Origin of the sequence: Actinoplanes sp. NPDC048967 (assembly GCF_040649415.1) — a bacterium.
Classification (GTDB): Bacteria; Actinomycetota; Actinomycetes; order Mycobacteriales; family Micromonosporaceae; genus Actinoplanes.
The window spans coordinates 110,443-124,656 of sequence record NZ_JBEZFL010000016.1 but is presented as its reverse complement, the minus strand read 5'-3'; the positions used below and the strand labels follow the sequence as shown (position 1 = coordinate 124,656).

9 protein-coding genes are annotated in these 14,214 nt (G+C 73.8%); 4 read left to right on the top strand and 5 right to left on the bottom strand.

Annotated elements, in window-relative coordinates; translation table 11 throughout:
* Window positions 1–77 precede the first annotated feature (77 nt).
* The gene (locus AB0C12_RS42805) at window positions 78–2,078 is read right to left on the bottom strand and encodes an AAA family ATPase (RefSeq protein ID WP_360556837.1); all 2,001 of its coding nucleotides are present in this window, start codon (window positions 2,076–2,078) and stop codon (window positions 78–80) included.
* 113 nt (window positions 2,079–2,191) lie between these two features.
* Between AB0C12_RS42805 and AB0C12_RS42800 the strand changes: the two genes are divergently transcribed.
* The 3 genes from AB0C12_RS42800 to AB0C12_RS42790 all read left to right on the top strand — a co-directional run bounded on the left by AB0C12_RS42800 (window position 2,192) and on the right by AB0C12_RS42790 (window position 5,109).
* Window positions 2,192–3,598 (top strand): GGDEF domain-containing protein, encoded by a 1,407-nt coding sequence (locus tag AB0C12_RS42800; protein WP_360556835.1) that lies wholly within the window; start codon window positions 2,192–2,194, stop codon window positions 3,596–3,598.
* An 85-nt stretch (window positions 3,599–3,683) separates the two neighbouring features.
* Window positions 3,684–4,520, top strand: a complete 837-nt coding sequence (locus tag AB0C12_RS42795; RefSeq protein WP_360556833.1) for an alpha/beta hydrolase — start codon at window positions 3,684–3,686, stop codon at window positions 4,518–4,520.
* Window positions 4,513–5,109 (top strand): WHG domain-containing protein, encoded by a 597-nt coding sequence (locus AB0C12_RS42790; RefSeq protein ID WP_360556832.1) that lies wholly within the window; start codon window positions 4,513–4,515, stop codon window positions 5,107–5,109. Before AB0C12_RS42795 ends, AB0C12_RS42790 begins: the two co-directional genes overlap by 8 nt.
* A 637-nt stretch (window positions 5,110–5,746) precedes the next feature.
* Here AB0C12_RS42790 and AB0C12_RS42785 read toward each other — a convergent pair.
* From AB0C12_RS42785 to chvE, 4 genes are all read right to left on the bottom strand, one after another.
* Window positions 5,747–6,397: a Bax inhibitor-1 family protein gene (locus tag AB0C12_RS42785; RefSeq protein WP_360556830.1), complete on the bottom strand. Its 651-nt coding sequence runs from the start codon at window positions 6,395–6,397 to the stop codon at window positions 5,747–5,749.
* 300 nt (window positions 6,398–6,697) lie between these two features.
* Window positions 6,698–7,222, bottom strand: a complete 525-nt coding sequence (locus AB0C12_RS42780) for an acyltransferase domain-containing protein (protein WP_360556829.1) — start codon at window positions 7,220–7,222, stop codon at window positions 6,698–6,700.
* Window positions 7,223–7,477: 255 nt separating this feature from the next.
* The gene (locus AB0C12_RS42775; protein ID WP_360556827.1) at window positions 7,478–10,165 is read right to left on the bottom strand and encodes a hypothetical protein; all 2,688 of its coding nucleotides are present in this window, start codon (window positions 10,163–10,165) and stop codon (window positions 7,478–7,480) included.
* Window positions 10,166–10,200: 35 nt separating this feature from the next.
* Complete coding sequence (gene chvE / locus AB0C12_RS42770) at window positions 10,201–11,331, bottom strand: multiple monosaccharide ABC transporter substrate-binding protein (RefSeq protein WP_360556826.1); 1,131 nt, start codon at window positions 11,329–11,331, stop codon at window positions 10,201–10,203.
* A gap of 148 nt (window positions 11,332–11,479) precedes the next feature.
* Here chvE and AB0C12_RS42765 point away from each other — a divergent pair, with 148 nt between their 5' ends.
* Window positions 11,480–14,209, top strand: a complete 2,730-nt coding sequence (locus tag AB0C12_RS42765; RefSeq protein WP_360556825.1) for a hypothetical protein — start codon at window positions 11,480–11,482, stop codon at window positions 14,207–14,209.
* The last annotated feature ends 5 nt before the right edge of the window (window positions 14,210–14,214 follow it).

The window sequence follows — 14,214 nt, the reverse complement described above, 5'->3', positions numbered from 1 at the left end:
TGTGCCACGCGCCGGCCCGTACGCCACTGCCCGCGGTGCTCACTGCTGCTCAGCAGTGCCCAGGCAGGTGAGGAAGGTCAGGCCAGCCGGCGCACCAGGTGCTCGACGAGCCGTTCCTTGGCCAGGCCGAGCTGCCGCCGGTACGTGCCGTACGGCACGCCCAACCGCCTGGCGGCCGCCTGGTGGGTACGCGAGGCCGAGAGGTACGTCGCGGTGAGCGCCTCGTACGCCTTCACGCCCGCCGGATCGACCGGCAGCGCGTCGACAGCGGCCATGACGGCGCCCCGCAGGTCCGCCACCGGATCGCTCGAACCCCGCGGCACCAGGCGGGTGCGCAGCAGCACGCTGGTCGCGAACTCCCGCGGCACGTGCCAGGTGCGCAACGCCTCGTCCACGGCCACCACCAGCGCGTCCCGGGACAGGTCGCCGTCGGCGGGCGCCGCGCCGGTCCAGCCGGCCCCGGGCACGACCCCGGTACGGGCCCGGTCCCGCACCCACTGCTCCACCGGCTGCCGCCGCCAGTCCCGGCCGAAGACGTGCTGCTCCCGCCCGCCGACGTCCGCGGCCACGACCTCCTGCAAGCCGGCGCTGGTGAGGTAGCCCCGGAACCGCTCGGCGTCCTCGACGACCGCGAAACTCATAGCGCGTCCGCGAGCCCTCAGATCGGCGGCGACGGCGCGCCGTCCGATGAGATCCAGGAACGGTGACGGCCGCCCGGCCCGGCCGGACTGCACCGCGAAGCGCCGGACACTCAGATGCTCATCCGGCCCGAGCGGGGCGACCTTGTCCACGAAATCCCACAGCGCCGCGATCACCGGGTCAGCCGCCCGGTCCTCCGGCAGTGGCGCCTCCAGCTGCAGGAATGCCACGAACGCGACGGGTGCCGGCGAACCGGCGTACCGGTAGACACGGAAGCCCTGGGGCCACCGGCGCGCCCAGTGCGCGACCACCGCCGCCGCCGCCGGTCCTTCCGATTCCTGCGCCATGCGCAGCACGGCGGGCACGTCGGCCGGGTGCAGCGGGGCGTCCTCGACCTGGGGGTGCGGCCGCCAGTCGTACGGGTCGTCCGGGCCGCAGTCCTCGCGGAACAGGAACATCCACTCCGCCACCCGCGGCAGCGCGTCGTTCTCGGCGGCGCGCCGGGCCTCGTGCAGGCAGGCGATCGAGACGCGTACGCGTACCTCCTCATAGCGCTCGGGATCGCGCCAGCGCAGGTCGGCCGCCAGCGTGGAACGCACCGCGTCATGCGGATGCAGCCCTTCCGGGGTGGCCTCGACGTAGGGCAACTGGCGCAGCCAGGGGAAGACCGCCGCGGCGTCCTCGTCGCCCAGCACCGCGCGCAGCAGCGACTCGCGCGTGACGTAGGCCTGCGCGACGACCTCCAGGGCCCGCCGGTGCGCCGGACCCGGCAGGTCACCCACCAGCCGCTCGACCAGGGTGGTCAGGACCTCACCGGTCGGTTCCCAGGGCGCGCCGGCGGCGAGCACGGAGGCGCCCAGCGAGAGCGCGAGCGGGCTGCCGCCGGCGAAGGCCACCAGCTCGGGCCGGCGATCGGCCGGCACCCCGCGCGCCGCGAGCAGGGCGTCGGACTGCGCGGCGTCGAGCGGCCGCACGACCAGCTCGGCGAACAGCGGCGCCCAGCCGGGATCCAGCGACCATTCGACGTCCGGGGCGACCCGGCTCGCCAGCACGACCACCGCGCCCTGGGCCAGCCGCGGCAGGAAGGTGTCACGCAGCCAGGCCTCCAGCGTCTGGCCGCGCTCGAACGTGTCGATGAGCAGCACGACGCCGGGCTCCTCGCACGCCACGGCCGCGGCCTCGGCCAGCCGGCGCGGGTCCGCGTCGAGGTAGCGGGCGTCGATGCGCACCACGCGCCGGCCGGCCCGCTCGGCCTGCCGGCCGGCGTGGCGCAGCAGCCAGGACTTGCCGATGCCGCCGGGCCCATGGAGGTACGCGACCAGCGGGGCGTCCGCCGCCCCGGACAGCATCCGGTCCAGCACCGCGCGCTCCGCGTCCCGGCCCACCAGCGCCTCGGCCCGGGCCGCGGCCAGCCGTCCGTCCAGCGGTGTCGACCCCACGCCAGTCCCCTCTCGTCAGGATCATCTTCCCTCGCCGACGACCGCGCCCGGCTCACGAAGCCGGCTCCACCGGCCGATAGGACAGGTGTGGCCTCTAGCGTGAGGAATGAGTGATGGTGCGGAAGCTGGCGGTCTGCTTCGCCGTGTTCCTGAGCGTGGCGCTGGTGGGCAGTGTGGGTTACTACCTCGCGGACACCGTCGAGGCTTCCCGGGTGAAGATCTTCGAGGAGTTCGGCCTGCGGCCGCGCGACGGCGCCAGCGCGATCGCCGGCACGCTGGGGGCCAGCGACACCAAGACCCGGGCGGTGGGCGTCACCGCCTTCTCCGGCACGCCGGCCCAACTGCGCCGGGACTCCCGCAAGCTGCTGGAGCAGCTCGGCACGCCCTGGTACGCCGTCCTGGCCGCCGACGGCACCGAGCTGGCCGGCTATCCCGCGTCCCACGACGCCGTCGCGCGGCACCTGCGAGACGGCTCCGGGCTCCGGATCGCGAATCAGACGGGACGGCTCGCCTTCGGTGAGGTCGTGACGACCCCGAGCGGTGCGAGTGTGCCCGCGTTCCAGCCCTTCACCGCGCCCGGCGGGATCCGGGTGCTCGTGGCTCCCGTCGCGGTCGAGGAGCTCTCGGCGCTGGTCTCCAGCACCCTGAACCTGCCGGGTGTCAGCTCGTACCTGATCGACGGCGCCGGGCGGGTCATCACCTCGACCGGATCGGCCCGGCCGGCCACCGGGGCGCCGGCGGCGGCCCTGCTGTCGGCGCTGCGCCGGCAGAACGAGGGCGTCGTCGGCGACACGTACTTCTCCGCGGCCCCGGTCACCGGTACGGCCTGGCGAGTGGTCATGACGACGTCGAGGTCGGCCCTGCTCGCTCCGGTCCAGTCGACCGGCCGGGTCGCCTGGCAGATCTTCGGCGCCTTCAGCCTCGCCATGATCATGATCCTGCTGATCGGCGCGGCCGCGCTGGTCAGCTCCGCGCGGCTGGCCCGGGCCCGCCTGCACGACGCGCTCACCGGGCTGCCCAACCGGGCGCTGTTCATGGAGCGGGCCGAGACCGCCGTGCTGGACTGGCGGCGCCGGCGGCAGGCCGGGACCGACGGCGCCCTGGCCGCGCTCTTCCTGGACCTCGACGGGTTCAAGCCGGTCAACGACACGTACGGGCACGCCGTCGGCGACGAGCTGCTCAAGCAGGTCGCTCTGCGCCTGGTCGACGCGACCCGCCCGGACGACTACGTGGGCCGGTTCGGCGGCGACGAATTCGTGGTGCTGTGCCGCGGGGTGCGCACCGCCGACGACGCAGGGGCCGTCGCCGACCGCATCCGCACCTACCTGGCCGACCCGTTCGTCATCGGCGACCGCACGATCACGATCGGCGTCTCCATCGGCATCGCCACCCTCGACGACCAGCACCAGGAGGCCGCGGCCCTGCTGCACAACGCGGACCTGGCTCTCTACCGGGCCAAGGGCAACGGCCGGGGCCGGGTGGAGCAGTTCACTCCCGACATGGCGGACCAGCACCCCTGACCGCACCCGGACGGTGACCTTGACACTTTTAGCTAACGGCAGTAGCTTCTGGGTAACGCAGTTAGCCAAGCCGTTGGAGAAGGTCATGACCGAGTACCTGAACGTCGCCGGGAACAAGATCGCTTACGACGTGACCGGCGCGGGGCCGCTGGTGGTCCTCGCCCACGGCATGGGCGACAGCCGCCACTCGTACCGTTTCGTCGCCCCGGCCCTGGTCGCGGCCGGGTACCGGGTCGCCAACCTGGACATCCGGGGCTGCGGGGACTCCAGCCCCGACTGGGACGGCTACAGCCGTACCGACATCGCCGGTGACCTGGTGGCCCTCGTGCGTCACCTCGGTGGCCCGGCCGTGATCATGGGACAGTCGATCAGCGGCGGCGCCGCGACGATCGCCGCGGCCACGGCGCCGGAGCTGATCGCCGGGGTCATCGAGCTGGCGCCGTTCACCCGGACGCAGACGGTCTCGCCGGGTGGGCTGATGCGGGTGAAGCGTTACCGGACGGGATCCCTCCAGCTCGGCCTGACCATGGCCCTGGGCAGCCTGTCGGCCTGGAAGAAGTACCTCGACCTGGCGTACCCGGCCAAGCCCGCCGACTGGGCCGGCGAGCTGGCGCGGATCGAGACCACGATGAGCGAGCCCGGCCGGATGAAGGCCCTGCAGGCCATGGCCAGGACCAGCCCGGCCGACGCCGGCGCCCGGCTGCCCGACGTCCGGTGCCCGGTCCTGATCGTCATGGGCAGCCTCGACCCCGACTGGGCCGACCCCCGCGCCGAGGGCGAGCAGATCATCGCCGACCTGCCGGCCGGGCTCGGGCAGCTGTCGGTCATCGAGGGCGCAGGCCACTACCCGCACGCCCAGACCCCGGACGAGGTCGTCGCGCTGTCGCTGCCGTTCCTCACCCGGACGCTGACCAATGCCTAGGGCCGGACTCGACCGGACCACGGTCACCGCTGCCGGCGCCGCCCTGGCCGACGAGGTCGGCTTCTCCGGGCTCAGCATGGGTCTGCTGGCCGAACGGCTGGGCGTCCGGACGCCCTCGCTCTACAAGCACGTCGCCAGTCAGGCCGACCTGGCCCACGGCATCGCCGTGCTGGCCATGAACGAGCTCGCGGACACCATCCGCGACGCCACGCAGGGGCGGTCCGGCCGCGAAGCCCTCGTGGCCGGCGCCCAGGCGATGCGCGCGTGGGTGCTGGCCCACCCCGGCCGGTACGCGGCGGGCAACGTCGCCGCCGCCAGGGGGCCGGACGACCCGTTCATCCCGGCCGTCCAGCGGGTCCTGGCCTCGTGGACCGCCATGCTGCACGGTTACCACCTGGACCCCGACCAGGAGATCCACGCCCTGCGGATGCTGCGCAGCATGCTGCACGGATTCACCACCCTGGAAGCCGCCGGCAGCTTCCAGATCGCCGCTGATGTCGATGTCAGCTTTACCTGGATGCTCGATTTCATCGACCACGGACTCCGGGTGCACGAGGCCGACCCGTCGCGCCTGGCGGGCGGCCGTTGATCACAGCTCGCGAAGTCTTGCCCGATCCTGCCGGTGCCCCGCCGCCGACGCGCCGGTCGTGCTGCTGGTCGACGACGTGCACTGGATCGACCGGGCCGGCGCCCGGCCCGGATCGTGTCCCGGCACCCGCTGATCCGGTCGGCCATCGTGGGGCAGTCGCGGGCGACCCGGGCCAGCGGCGCGACACTTCCGTGACGAACGACCCGACTTCGACCGCTTTTTGTCCACCCACGAGGAACGCCGCCGGTCCCAGGCCGCCCTGGCCGGCGCGCTGACCGGCGACCGGGAGCGCGGCGCGTGGCACTGCGGCGGCCGCGGCCGGCCCGGACGAGGCGGTGGCCACTGCTGGTTGGTGCGGTCGCGGAGGAGAAACCGGCCACAGCGTCGGCCCAGGGCGCGTCGGTGGCCTCGGCCGGGCCCGGGACCGAAGGCTCGGCTCCCGATCATCGCGGGCTGCCTCCCGGCCTGCTCAACGCGGCTGCCCAACCGGACCCGGTGCTGGGCCAGGCGGCTCTGGCGCCGCTGGCCGCCGATGACTCACCGGCGGGCCACCACGCGGACTTCACGTGGGCCGGCACGGCTGCCGCGGCCGGCGCACTCCGGCCACTGCTCACGCCGCCGCGACGAGGTCAGCCGGTCACCGGCCCCGGAATATCCGGAGGAAGAAGAGGAACACGTTGAGGATGTCGAGGAAGATCGCCGCGGCCAGCAGCGGCGCGGACGCGACGTCCGAGGAGCGCCGCAGCCGCTGGAAGTCGACCATGATGAGACCCGCGAAGATCACCAGGCCGAGGACGGAGTAGACGAGGGCTCCGTTCGGGATGTTCACGAAGATCAGCACGATGCCGAAGAGGAGCAGGCCCACCAGCGCCCAGAAACAGATCCGGGCCAGCGCGGTGAGGTCGCGGCGGGTGGCGTACCCGGCCGCACCGAACGCGGTGACGAACAACGCCGTCGCGGCCGCGGCCTGCCAGAGGGCCTGCGGATCGGTGCTGGCGTAATGGACCAGCGTCGGCGCGACCGCCACCCCCATCAGCAGCCCGAACGCCGCCAGCAGGGCCACCGTCGCCGGCCGCGAACGGCGGACGGCGAAGTGCATGGCGATCAGGGCGGCGAACGACACCAGGTACGCGCCGAAGGCGACCAGGGCGGGAAAGCCACGACCGAGATAGGCGCCGAGGGCGAACAGGCCGGTCGTTGCCGCGACGTACCCCATCGTGCGCGCGAACAGGGTGGCCGCGCCGCCGACGGCCAGGCCGGCCGGGCGAGGTGCGTAGGTGTCGTCCATCGAGCTCCCCTGCGGATGAGGTGGTCGACGTCCACATTGATCCGCGCGGACACCCGGGGCACCCTTCGCCCGGGGTGATACTTCGGCAGCAGGCGCCGCTTGTTCGCCGCCGCACACGGCCTACGGCATCCTAGGAACCTAGCTGGAAGCGTGAGGGCGGTAGCGGGGTCCTGATCAGAGCGGGGAGCGGCCCTTGCGCCAGCGCCAGTGGCGGCTCGCCTTCAGGTGGCCGACTATCGCGCGCTGGAAGGTCGAGTCGCGGGGGCAACTGGTCGAGCGACGCCGCCACCGCTTCCGGGGTCAGCGGGCCCACTCGGGGATGTGCAGGCCGATGGCCGTGTCCCCGCGCTGGTGTTGCAGCCGGCCCAGTTCGTACCGGCCGCCGCGCGCGTGCAGGGTCAGCCAGCTCCGCATGACCGGCCAGCCCTCGCCGCGCATCCGCCGGTCGACGGCGAGGTTGCGGCCCAGGTCCGCCAGGGTCGCCCACGACACGGCATCGGCGATGCCGCGTTCCCGGTGGTACGCCGAGACGACGTCGGCCAGGGCCAGATACGCGTACGCGTAGAGGTGCCGCCAGGCCGGTCCCCGGTGGCGCGGCAGCACCGGGCCGGGCGGCAGCCAGTCGAAGCCCCCGAGGTCCGCGCGCACCAGGGCGGTCGAGCAGCCAGCGCAGCTCCGGCGTCCACATCGGGGAGTCCGGGTCGGGCCAGCCGGCCATGATCTCCGCGGCGTCGTCCGGCCGCACCGCCAGCCGCTCGAGCAGGCCCGGCGCGCCGGCCTGGCGGGCAGCGGGGCCGGCGGCCGGTCACCGGCGAGCCGCTGCACACGCTAGACGTCTTCGACGGGCACGCCGAGCCGGGCAGCGGTGTCTTCCCGATCCACGGGCCCGGCCCTACCGGCCGATCCGCCACCCCGGCCCGCGACGATTCGGCCGACCCTGACGGATCCGCCGGCCCTGACGGATCCGCCAGCCCCTGAACGATCGGCCGGCCCTGACCGTCGGCCGGCCCTGACCGTCGGCCGGCCCTGACCGTCGGCCGGCCCTGACCACCGATCGCCGGCAGGTTCCGGGTGGCCCGGCTAGCGCCGCGCGCCGGCCGGGTCCGAGACGCTCCCGGTCACGGTGCCCAGGTCCGCCAGGCCGTGCCCCGAACCGGACAGCGCGAGCCGGATCCGTTCCACCGGCTCGGGGAGCTCGTCGGCGATCGTCGGTACGGTCAGCTCGGCCGCCAGCCGGTCCGGTGTCAACTGGGTCCAGACGCCGAAGTGTTCGAGGTCCGACAGCGGCCGGCTCGGTTCCGCCTCCTGGCCACCCGCTTCGGTCAACCAGTCCGGGGGCACGTCGGTGGTGGACAGTTGCGGTTCAGTACCCGGCGGCCGGAAGGTCGCGTCCACGTAGATCCGGCCCTCGATGGTGTCCGACACCGTGATCCGCCACCGCAGCGTGTCACCTTCGGTCACCGAGTCGTCGACCGGTTCGACGGTCACCCGCGGGGGCGGGTCGTCGTCGCGTACCCGGACCCGGCCGATCCAACTGCCGACCTGCACCCCCCGCAGGGCCTTGACCTTCACCACGAGCGATCGGTCGGAACCGTAGAGCCGGTCGCCCTCGACGGTGAACGGCACCGGGACGGTGCTGCGGCCGGGCCGGACCGCGGCGACCCAGGAGCGCGTCCGGCCGGTCGACGAGTCGGCGAGGATCAGCCGAACCCGGCCGGCGCCGCGGCCGGTGACCCGGACCGGCACCTGCACCGTCCGTTCACCGGCGTCGTTCTCGTCCACAGTGAGGTCCTCGGCGTCGATGCGCGGCAATGCGACCGGCCGCGGCGCCGGAAGGCCGGGCCGCCACCCCCAGGCGTCGATCAGCCAGGCCGTTCCGCCGGCACTGCGCGGCACCAGCCGCAACTCCGCGAGCGAGGTGAGGCCGCGCAACGGCAATCGCACCTCCTGCGCCCAGTAGCGTGGCAGGTTGGCCGAGTAGGGCAGCCCGTCCAGCGTCACCGTGCCGAGGTCCGCGCTGCGGCCGTGGCGGTCGGTGGCGACGACGCCGATCCGCGTACCGGTGCTGCCCGGCGGGACGATGAGCCGCAGGGCCAGATCGCCGGCCACCGGCCGCGGGCGCACCGGACGAACGCCGGTCGCCTCGCCCGGTTTCGCCCAGGTCATCTCGATCGCATACCGGCCCGGCTCGTCGTCCGCCATGTCGAGACCCACGAAGTGCGGCGACCGGCCCCAGAAGCCGCCCTCGGCGGGCGGCAGGCAGGCCCGGCCCGGATCGGGGTCGACCTGTTCGCAGAGCCGGCCGTGCCCGGTGACGGCCGGCAATTCGTCGGGCAGCACCGCGGGCGTCCGGCCGGCGCCCACGGCGTGGCTGAGCACCCGGGCCGGATCCGCCGACGGGGCCCGGACGCCGGTGCCGTCGAGCAGGGGCCGCACCCGGTCGTCGCCGGCCACGAACGCCCGCGCCGCGGCCGCGATGTAGGTCGCCCCGGCCCGCTGCTGCTGGGCCGCGGTCAGCCGGGCCGGCCGGCCCGGGCTGCACACCGGATCGTCGACACCGCGCGGGAAGTCGTCACCGGCCGGCGCGACGGCCTGTCCCGGCGTCCACTCGGTGTTGAAGTAGTTGTGGTTGGCCCCGACCATGACCAGCGCACTGTGCATCGCCGCGCCGTTGCTGACGCCCCGCGTGGCGTCGACGTACATCTGGCCGGACAGGTCGGCGACGTCGTTGTCGCAGCCGGGCAGCAGCACCGCCGCCGGCACATCCGGCGCCTGGTTCTGCCCGAACGCCGTCGGACCGATCAGCAGCATGCCGCGCACTGTCCAGCGCACCGGCCCGTGGTAGCCGTCCCGCGCGGCGGGCGGCGGGGTGAGGCTGTCGACGGCCGCCCGGTTGGCCCCTTCGCCGCCGCGGGAGTGCCCGATCAGCAGCACCCGGCTCGGGTCGGCGGGCGGGGCGGCCCGCGCGATCGCCGGCGCGCCCGAGCGCCGGGGTCCGGCCCAGCCCGCCCAGTGCGCGAGATGCGCCCGGATCAGCGAGGACCGGGCCTGCGCCCCGCCGTCACCGTCGGACTCGTCCTGCGCGTTGATGCCGTTGGCCGAGATCGAGACGGTGACGTAGCCCTGCGAGGCGAGCAGTTCCTGGGCCTGGCGGTAGCCGCGGTAGCTGGGCAGGGGCCGGCTGCCCGCGGGGCACGGCCAGCGGTACGCGTCGCTGTCCGGCCCGCCGTAGCAGGTCGCGTGCTTGCCGTGCAGGAACACCGCCAGCGGGCGCGCACCCGGCGCACCCACGGGCGCGGTCACCAGTGCCTGCATCTCGACCGCGGCCGGATAGCCGGGCAATGTCAGCGGAGGCAGCGTGTACTCGCCGGACCGGACGCGGTAGGAACCGGCAGTTCCGGGATCAACCGGATTCGCGGGTAGCGCCGGGCCCGGTGTGGCCGTCCCGGGCACGGGGCCGGAGCGCCCGGTCGCGGCCGGAGCGCGGTCCAGCCGGCGCCCGCCGGCCCGGACCGTCAGACCGGCCGGGACAGCGGCACCGGACCAGCGCAGGGCGAAAGTGCGCGGGTCGAGCCGGCGGGCCACCCCGAGCCGGCGCTCCCCCGCCCAGAACTCGACCGCCGCGTCACCGACCGGGATCGCCTCCGGCGACCGCCAGGTGACCGTGTCGCCACTGACCCGCCAGCCCGTTCCGGGCGCCGAGGGCGACGGCACCGCGCTGTGGGCCGCCGCCGGGGTGGCGGCCGGTACCCCCGCGCCGACGGTCATCGGGACCAATGTCAGAGCCGCCAGGACCGCGATCCTCACTGCAGCTTGGCCTTCGTGTAGAAGCCGCTGTCGATGAGGACCTTCTCGTAGTTGGTCTTGTTCACGATCTCCGTGTCGAGCAGCGTCGACGGCACGACCTTCACGCCGTTCTCGTAGTCCTTGTTGTTGTTCGTGGTCGGTTTCTGGCCCTTGAGCACGGCATCGGCCATCTGGGCGCTGGTCCGGGCCAGCACCCGGTAGTCCTTGAAGATCGTCGAGTACTGCTCGCCCGCGATGATCGACTTGACCGAGGCCGCTTCCGCGTCCTGGCCGGTCACGACCGGGTACGGCTGACCGGCCGTGCCGTAGCCGTTGCTCTTCAGCGCCGAGACGATACCGATCGACAGGCCGTCGTACGGCGACAGCACACCGTCCACCCGCAGCCCGGAACGGTACGTCGAGGTCAGCAGGTTCTCCATCCGGTCCTGGGCGACCGCCGGCTTCCACCGCAGGATCGCGATCTTCTTGAAGTCGGTCTGCTTGCTCGGCACCTTCAGCGTGCCGTCGTCCAAGTACTTCTTCAGCACCGACATCGCGCCGTTGTAGAAGAACGTCGCGTTGTTGTCGTCCGCCGAGCCGGCGAACAACTCGACGTTGAACGGGCCCTTCGCGGAGCCCTTGGACCCGTCGGCGTTGAGCACCTTGAGGCCGGTCAGCAGCGACGTCGCCTGCTGCACGCCGACCCGGAAGTTGTCGAAGGTCGCGTAGTAGTCCACGTTGGGCGAGTTACGGATCAGCCGGTCGTACGAGATCACCGGGATCTTGTTGTCCGCCGCGCTCTGCAGCTGGGTGGTGATCGCGGTGCCGTCGATGGGCGCGATGATCAGCAGCTTGGCGCCCTTGGTGATCTGGTTGTCCAGCTGGTTGACCTGGGTCGGGATGTCGTCCTCGGCGAACTGCAGGTCGACCTTGTAGCCCAGGGCCTCCAGCTCCTTCTTCACGTTCGCACCGTCGCCGTTCCAGCGCTCCGAGGACCGGGTGGGCATGGTGACGCCGATCAGCGTGCCGGCGGTGCCGGCGCCGGATGCGGACTTCTTGTCGGCCGTCTTCTCGCTGGAACCACAGGCAGCCAGTGAGACGGCCAGGACGACGGCCGACGCCGCTGCCATGATGCGGGTGTATCGCATGCACAACTCCTCAATACTTCCCGGGCGGATGCGCCGGCGGAACGATCCCGACCGTAGGGACCGTGGCGTTGTTCGGGTTCGGCGCCGGCCGCTGAACAACCAACGCTGGACATCGGCGAGGACAATGACCGCGACGAATGGAGGGCCGGTGCCCCGACAGGAACGTCCGCTGGAGTCCGAGGAGACGCCCCTGCTGCGGTTCGCCGGTGACCTGCGGCGCCTGCGGCGGCGGGCCGGCCTGCCCTCGTACCGGGAGCTGGGCAAGCGGACGAGCTACTCGGCCGCGGCGCTGTCCGAGGCGCTGTCCGGCCGCCGGCTGCCGAGCCTGGCCGTCACCGCGGCGATCGTCCGGGCCTGCGCCGGCGACGTCGGCGAGTGGACCGAGCGGTGGCGGCAGCTGGCGGCCGCGCAGCCCGGCGCGGACGGCGAGGCGCCCATGCCGTACGTGGGACTGGCCCCCTATCAGGTGGACGACGCCGACCGGTTCTTCGGCCGCGAGGCGTTGACCGACACGCTGCTGACGCTGGTCGACGAACGGCCGTTCGTCGGCATCTTCGGCTCCTCCGGGGCGGGCAAGTCGTCGTTGCTGCGGGCCGGCCTGGTCGCCCGCAGCGCGCGCACCGCGATCGTGGTGAACCCGGGCTCCGACCCGGTCACCGAGCTGGCCGGGCCCGTCGCGAACCTCGCCGACGAGCCCGCGGACCGGGTCCGTGACGACCTCGCCGCCGACCCGCAGGCCCTGCGCGGCTGGCTCGCGAAAGCCGCCGCCGACCTGGTGCTGGTCGTCGACCAGTTCGAAGAGGTGTTCACGCTCTGCGACGAAGCCGCCCGGCTGTGGCTGATCCGGGCGCTGACCACAGCCGCCGGACCGCACAGCCGGGTGGTGATCAGCGTCCGCGCCGACTTCTACGGTCGCTGCGCGCGCCACCCCGAGCTGGTGGCCGCGTTGCACCGGGCCCAGGTGCTGGTCGGCCCGATGTCCACCGAGGAGCTCCGGTCGGCGATCACCGGACCGGCCGCCCACGCGGGGGCCACGATCGAGACGGCGCTGCTGGCCCGGCTCGTCTCGGACGTCAGCGGGCAACCCGCCGTGCTGCCGCTGGTGTCGCACACGCTCGCCGAGACCTGGCGGCGCCGGCGCGGCGTGGTGCTCACCCTGGCCGGCTACGAGGACGTCGGCGGCATCGAGCACGCTCTGGCCCGGACCGCCGAGCACACCTTCGGCCAGCTCACCGAGGCCGAGCGCGCCACGGTCCGGCTGCTGTTCCTGCGCCTGGTGGTGCCCGGCGACGGCACCGAGGACACCAAGCGGCGGGTCCGGCGGGCCGATCTGCAGGTGCCGGACGCCCTGCTCGACCGGTTCGCCGCCGCCCGGCTGATCACCATCGACCGCGACAGCGTCACCCTGACCCACGAGGCGCTCCTCAAGGCCTGGCCGCGGCTGGCCGGCTGGATCGCCGACGACCGCGACGACCTGCGCGCCCAGCACCGGCTCACCGAGGCCACGGCCGTCTGGGAGGCCCACGCGTACGACCCCGACACCCTCTATCGCGGCACCCGCCTCGAGCAGGCGGTTCGGCTCCGCGACCGGCTCAACCCCCGCGAGCGGGCGTTCGTCGCCGCCGGCCTCGCCGCCGAGGAGGCCCGGACACGCGCCGACCAGCGCACCACCCGGCGGCTGCGCCGCTTCGCCGTGGGGCTGACGGTGCTGGCCGTCCTGCTGGCCGGGACAGCGGTCGCGGCCGCGGCGGCCCAGCACCGGGCCGCACGGCAGCGCAATGAGGCACAGTCGCTGCGCGCCACCGATGCCGCCCGTGACCTGATCGCCTCCCGGCCGGTCGACGCCGCGGCCCTGGCCCTGGCCGCGTACCGGCTCGCACCCACCACCGAAGCCCGCGACGTGCTGGTCCTGGCGCACGCCGCCGCGGGCGCCACCACCCTCGGCCGCGGGTACCTGAACCCACCCGGCCGGTTCGCGGCCACCTACGACACCCGCGCGGAGGGCGAACAGCTCTGGCGGCGGGACGGCGCGTCGTGGCGGCCGGCGGGCCGCCTGCCCACCGCGGACAGCTATCTCCACGCGACCAGCATCGACGAGCGCCGGGCGATCTACTGGATCGCGAACACCGGTTCCCAGCTCTGGGACCTGGCCGACCTGGACCACCCGCGGCGCGTCAGGGCGCCGGCCGGGCTGGGCATGATGCAGAGTCTGGACCGGACCGGTGCCGTGCTGAGCGCCCTGGGCACCGACGGCACAGCCAGGGTCTGGCGGGTGGGTGACCGGTCGGTCCGCACCTTGCCGGCCGCCGAGGTCGTCGGGACAGCGGTGCTCGCCGACGGCACGGGCGTCGTCCTCAGCCGGCGCACCGGTGACCAGGACGCCATCGAGCGCTGGACGCTCGACGGCCGGCGGATCAGCACCCTGTTGCACGTCCCGCACCCCGCGATCGTCCGGGCCGGGCCGGCCGGGCTGATCGCCGTCACCTCCTATCTGAACGACACGACCACGACCGTCCTGGACGCGGCCGACCCGCACACCCCGCGGGTGGTGGCCCGGGTCAGCGGCCTCGACGAGACGACCGACCTCGCCTTCGACGCCACCGGACGAACGGTGGCCGTCGTCGACGGTGCGGCGGCCCAGATCTGGGACGCCGCGACCGGCCGGAACCTCCTGCAGCTGCACACCCAGGGCCTGCGCCTCACCTCACCCCGGCTCAGCGGCAAGGACCTGGCGGTGCTGGACGGGAAGTCGGCGATGTGGCGCATCAACGCCGATCTCCCCGCCGTGATCGAGGAGACGTGCGCACGCTCGGTCGCCGTGGACTGGGACCGGTACTTCCCCGGCGCCACGCGCCAGCCGCTGTGCCCGCCCCGGTGAGCCCG

What these genes read in the sequence shown, in the direction of transcription:
- AB0C12_RS42800 (WP_360556835.1), top strand. Translation starts at nt 2,192, where the DNA reads ATGGTGCGGAAGCTGGCGGTCTGCTTCGCCGTGTTCCTGAGCGTGGCG.
- AB0C12_RS42795 (WP_360556833.1), top strand. Translation starts at nt 3,684, where the DNA reads ATGACCGAGTACCTGAACGTCGCCGGGAACAAGATCGCTTACGACGTG.
- AB0C12_RS42790 (WP_360556832.1), top strand. Translation starts at nt 4,513, where the DNA reads ATGCCTAGGGCCGGACTCGACCGGACCACGGTCACCGCTGCCGGCGCC.
- AB0C12_RS42785 (WP_360556830.1), bottom strand. Translation starts at nt 6,397, where the DNA reads ATGGACGACACCTACGCACCTCGCCCGGCCGGCCTGGCCGTCGGCGGC.
- AB0C12_RS42775 (WP_360556827.1), bottom strand. Translation starts at nt 10,165, where the DNA reads ATGACCGTCGGCGCGGGGGTACCGGCCGCCACCCCGGCGGCGGCCCAC.
- chvE (WP_360556826.1), bottom strand. Translation starts at nt 11,331, where the DNA reads ATGCGATACACCCGCATCATGGCAGCGGCGTCGGCCGTCGTCCTGGCC.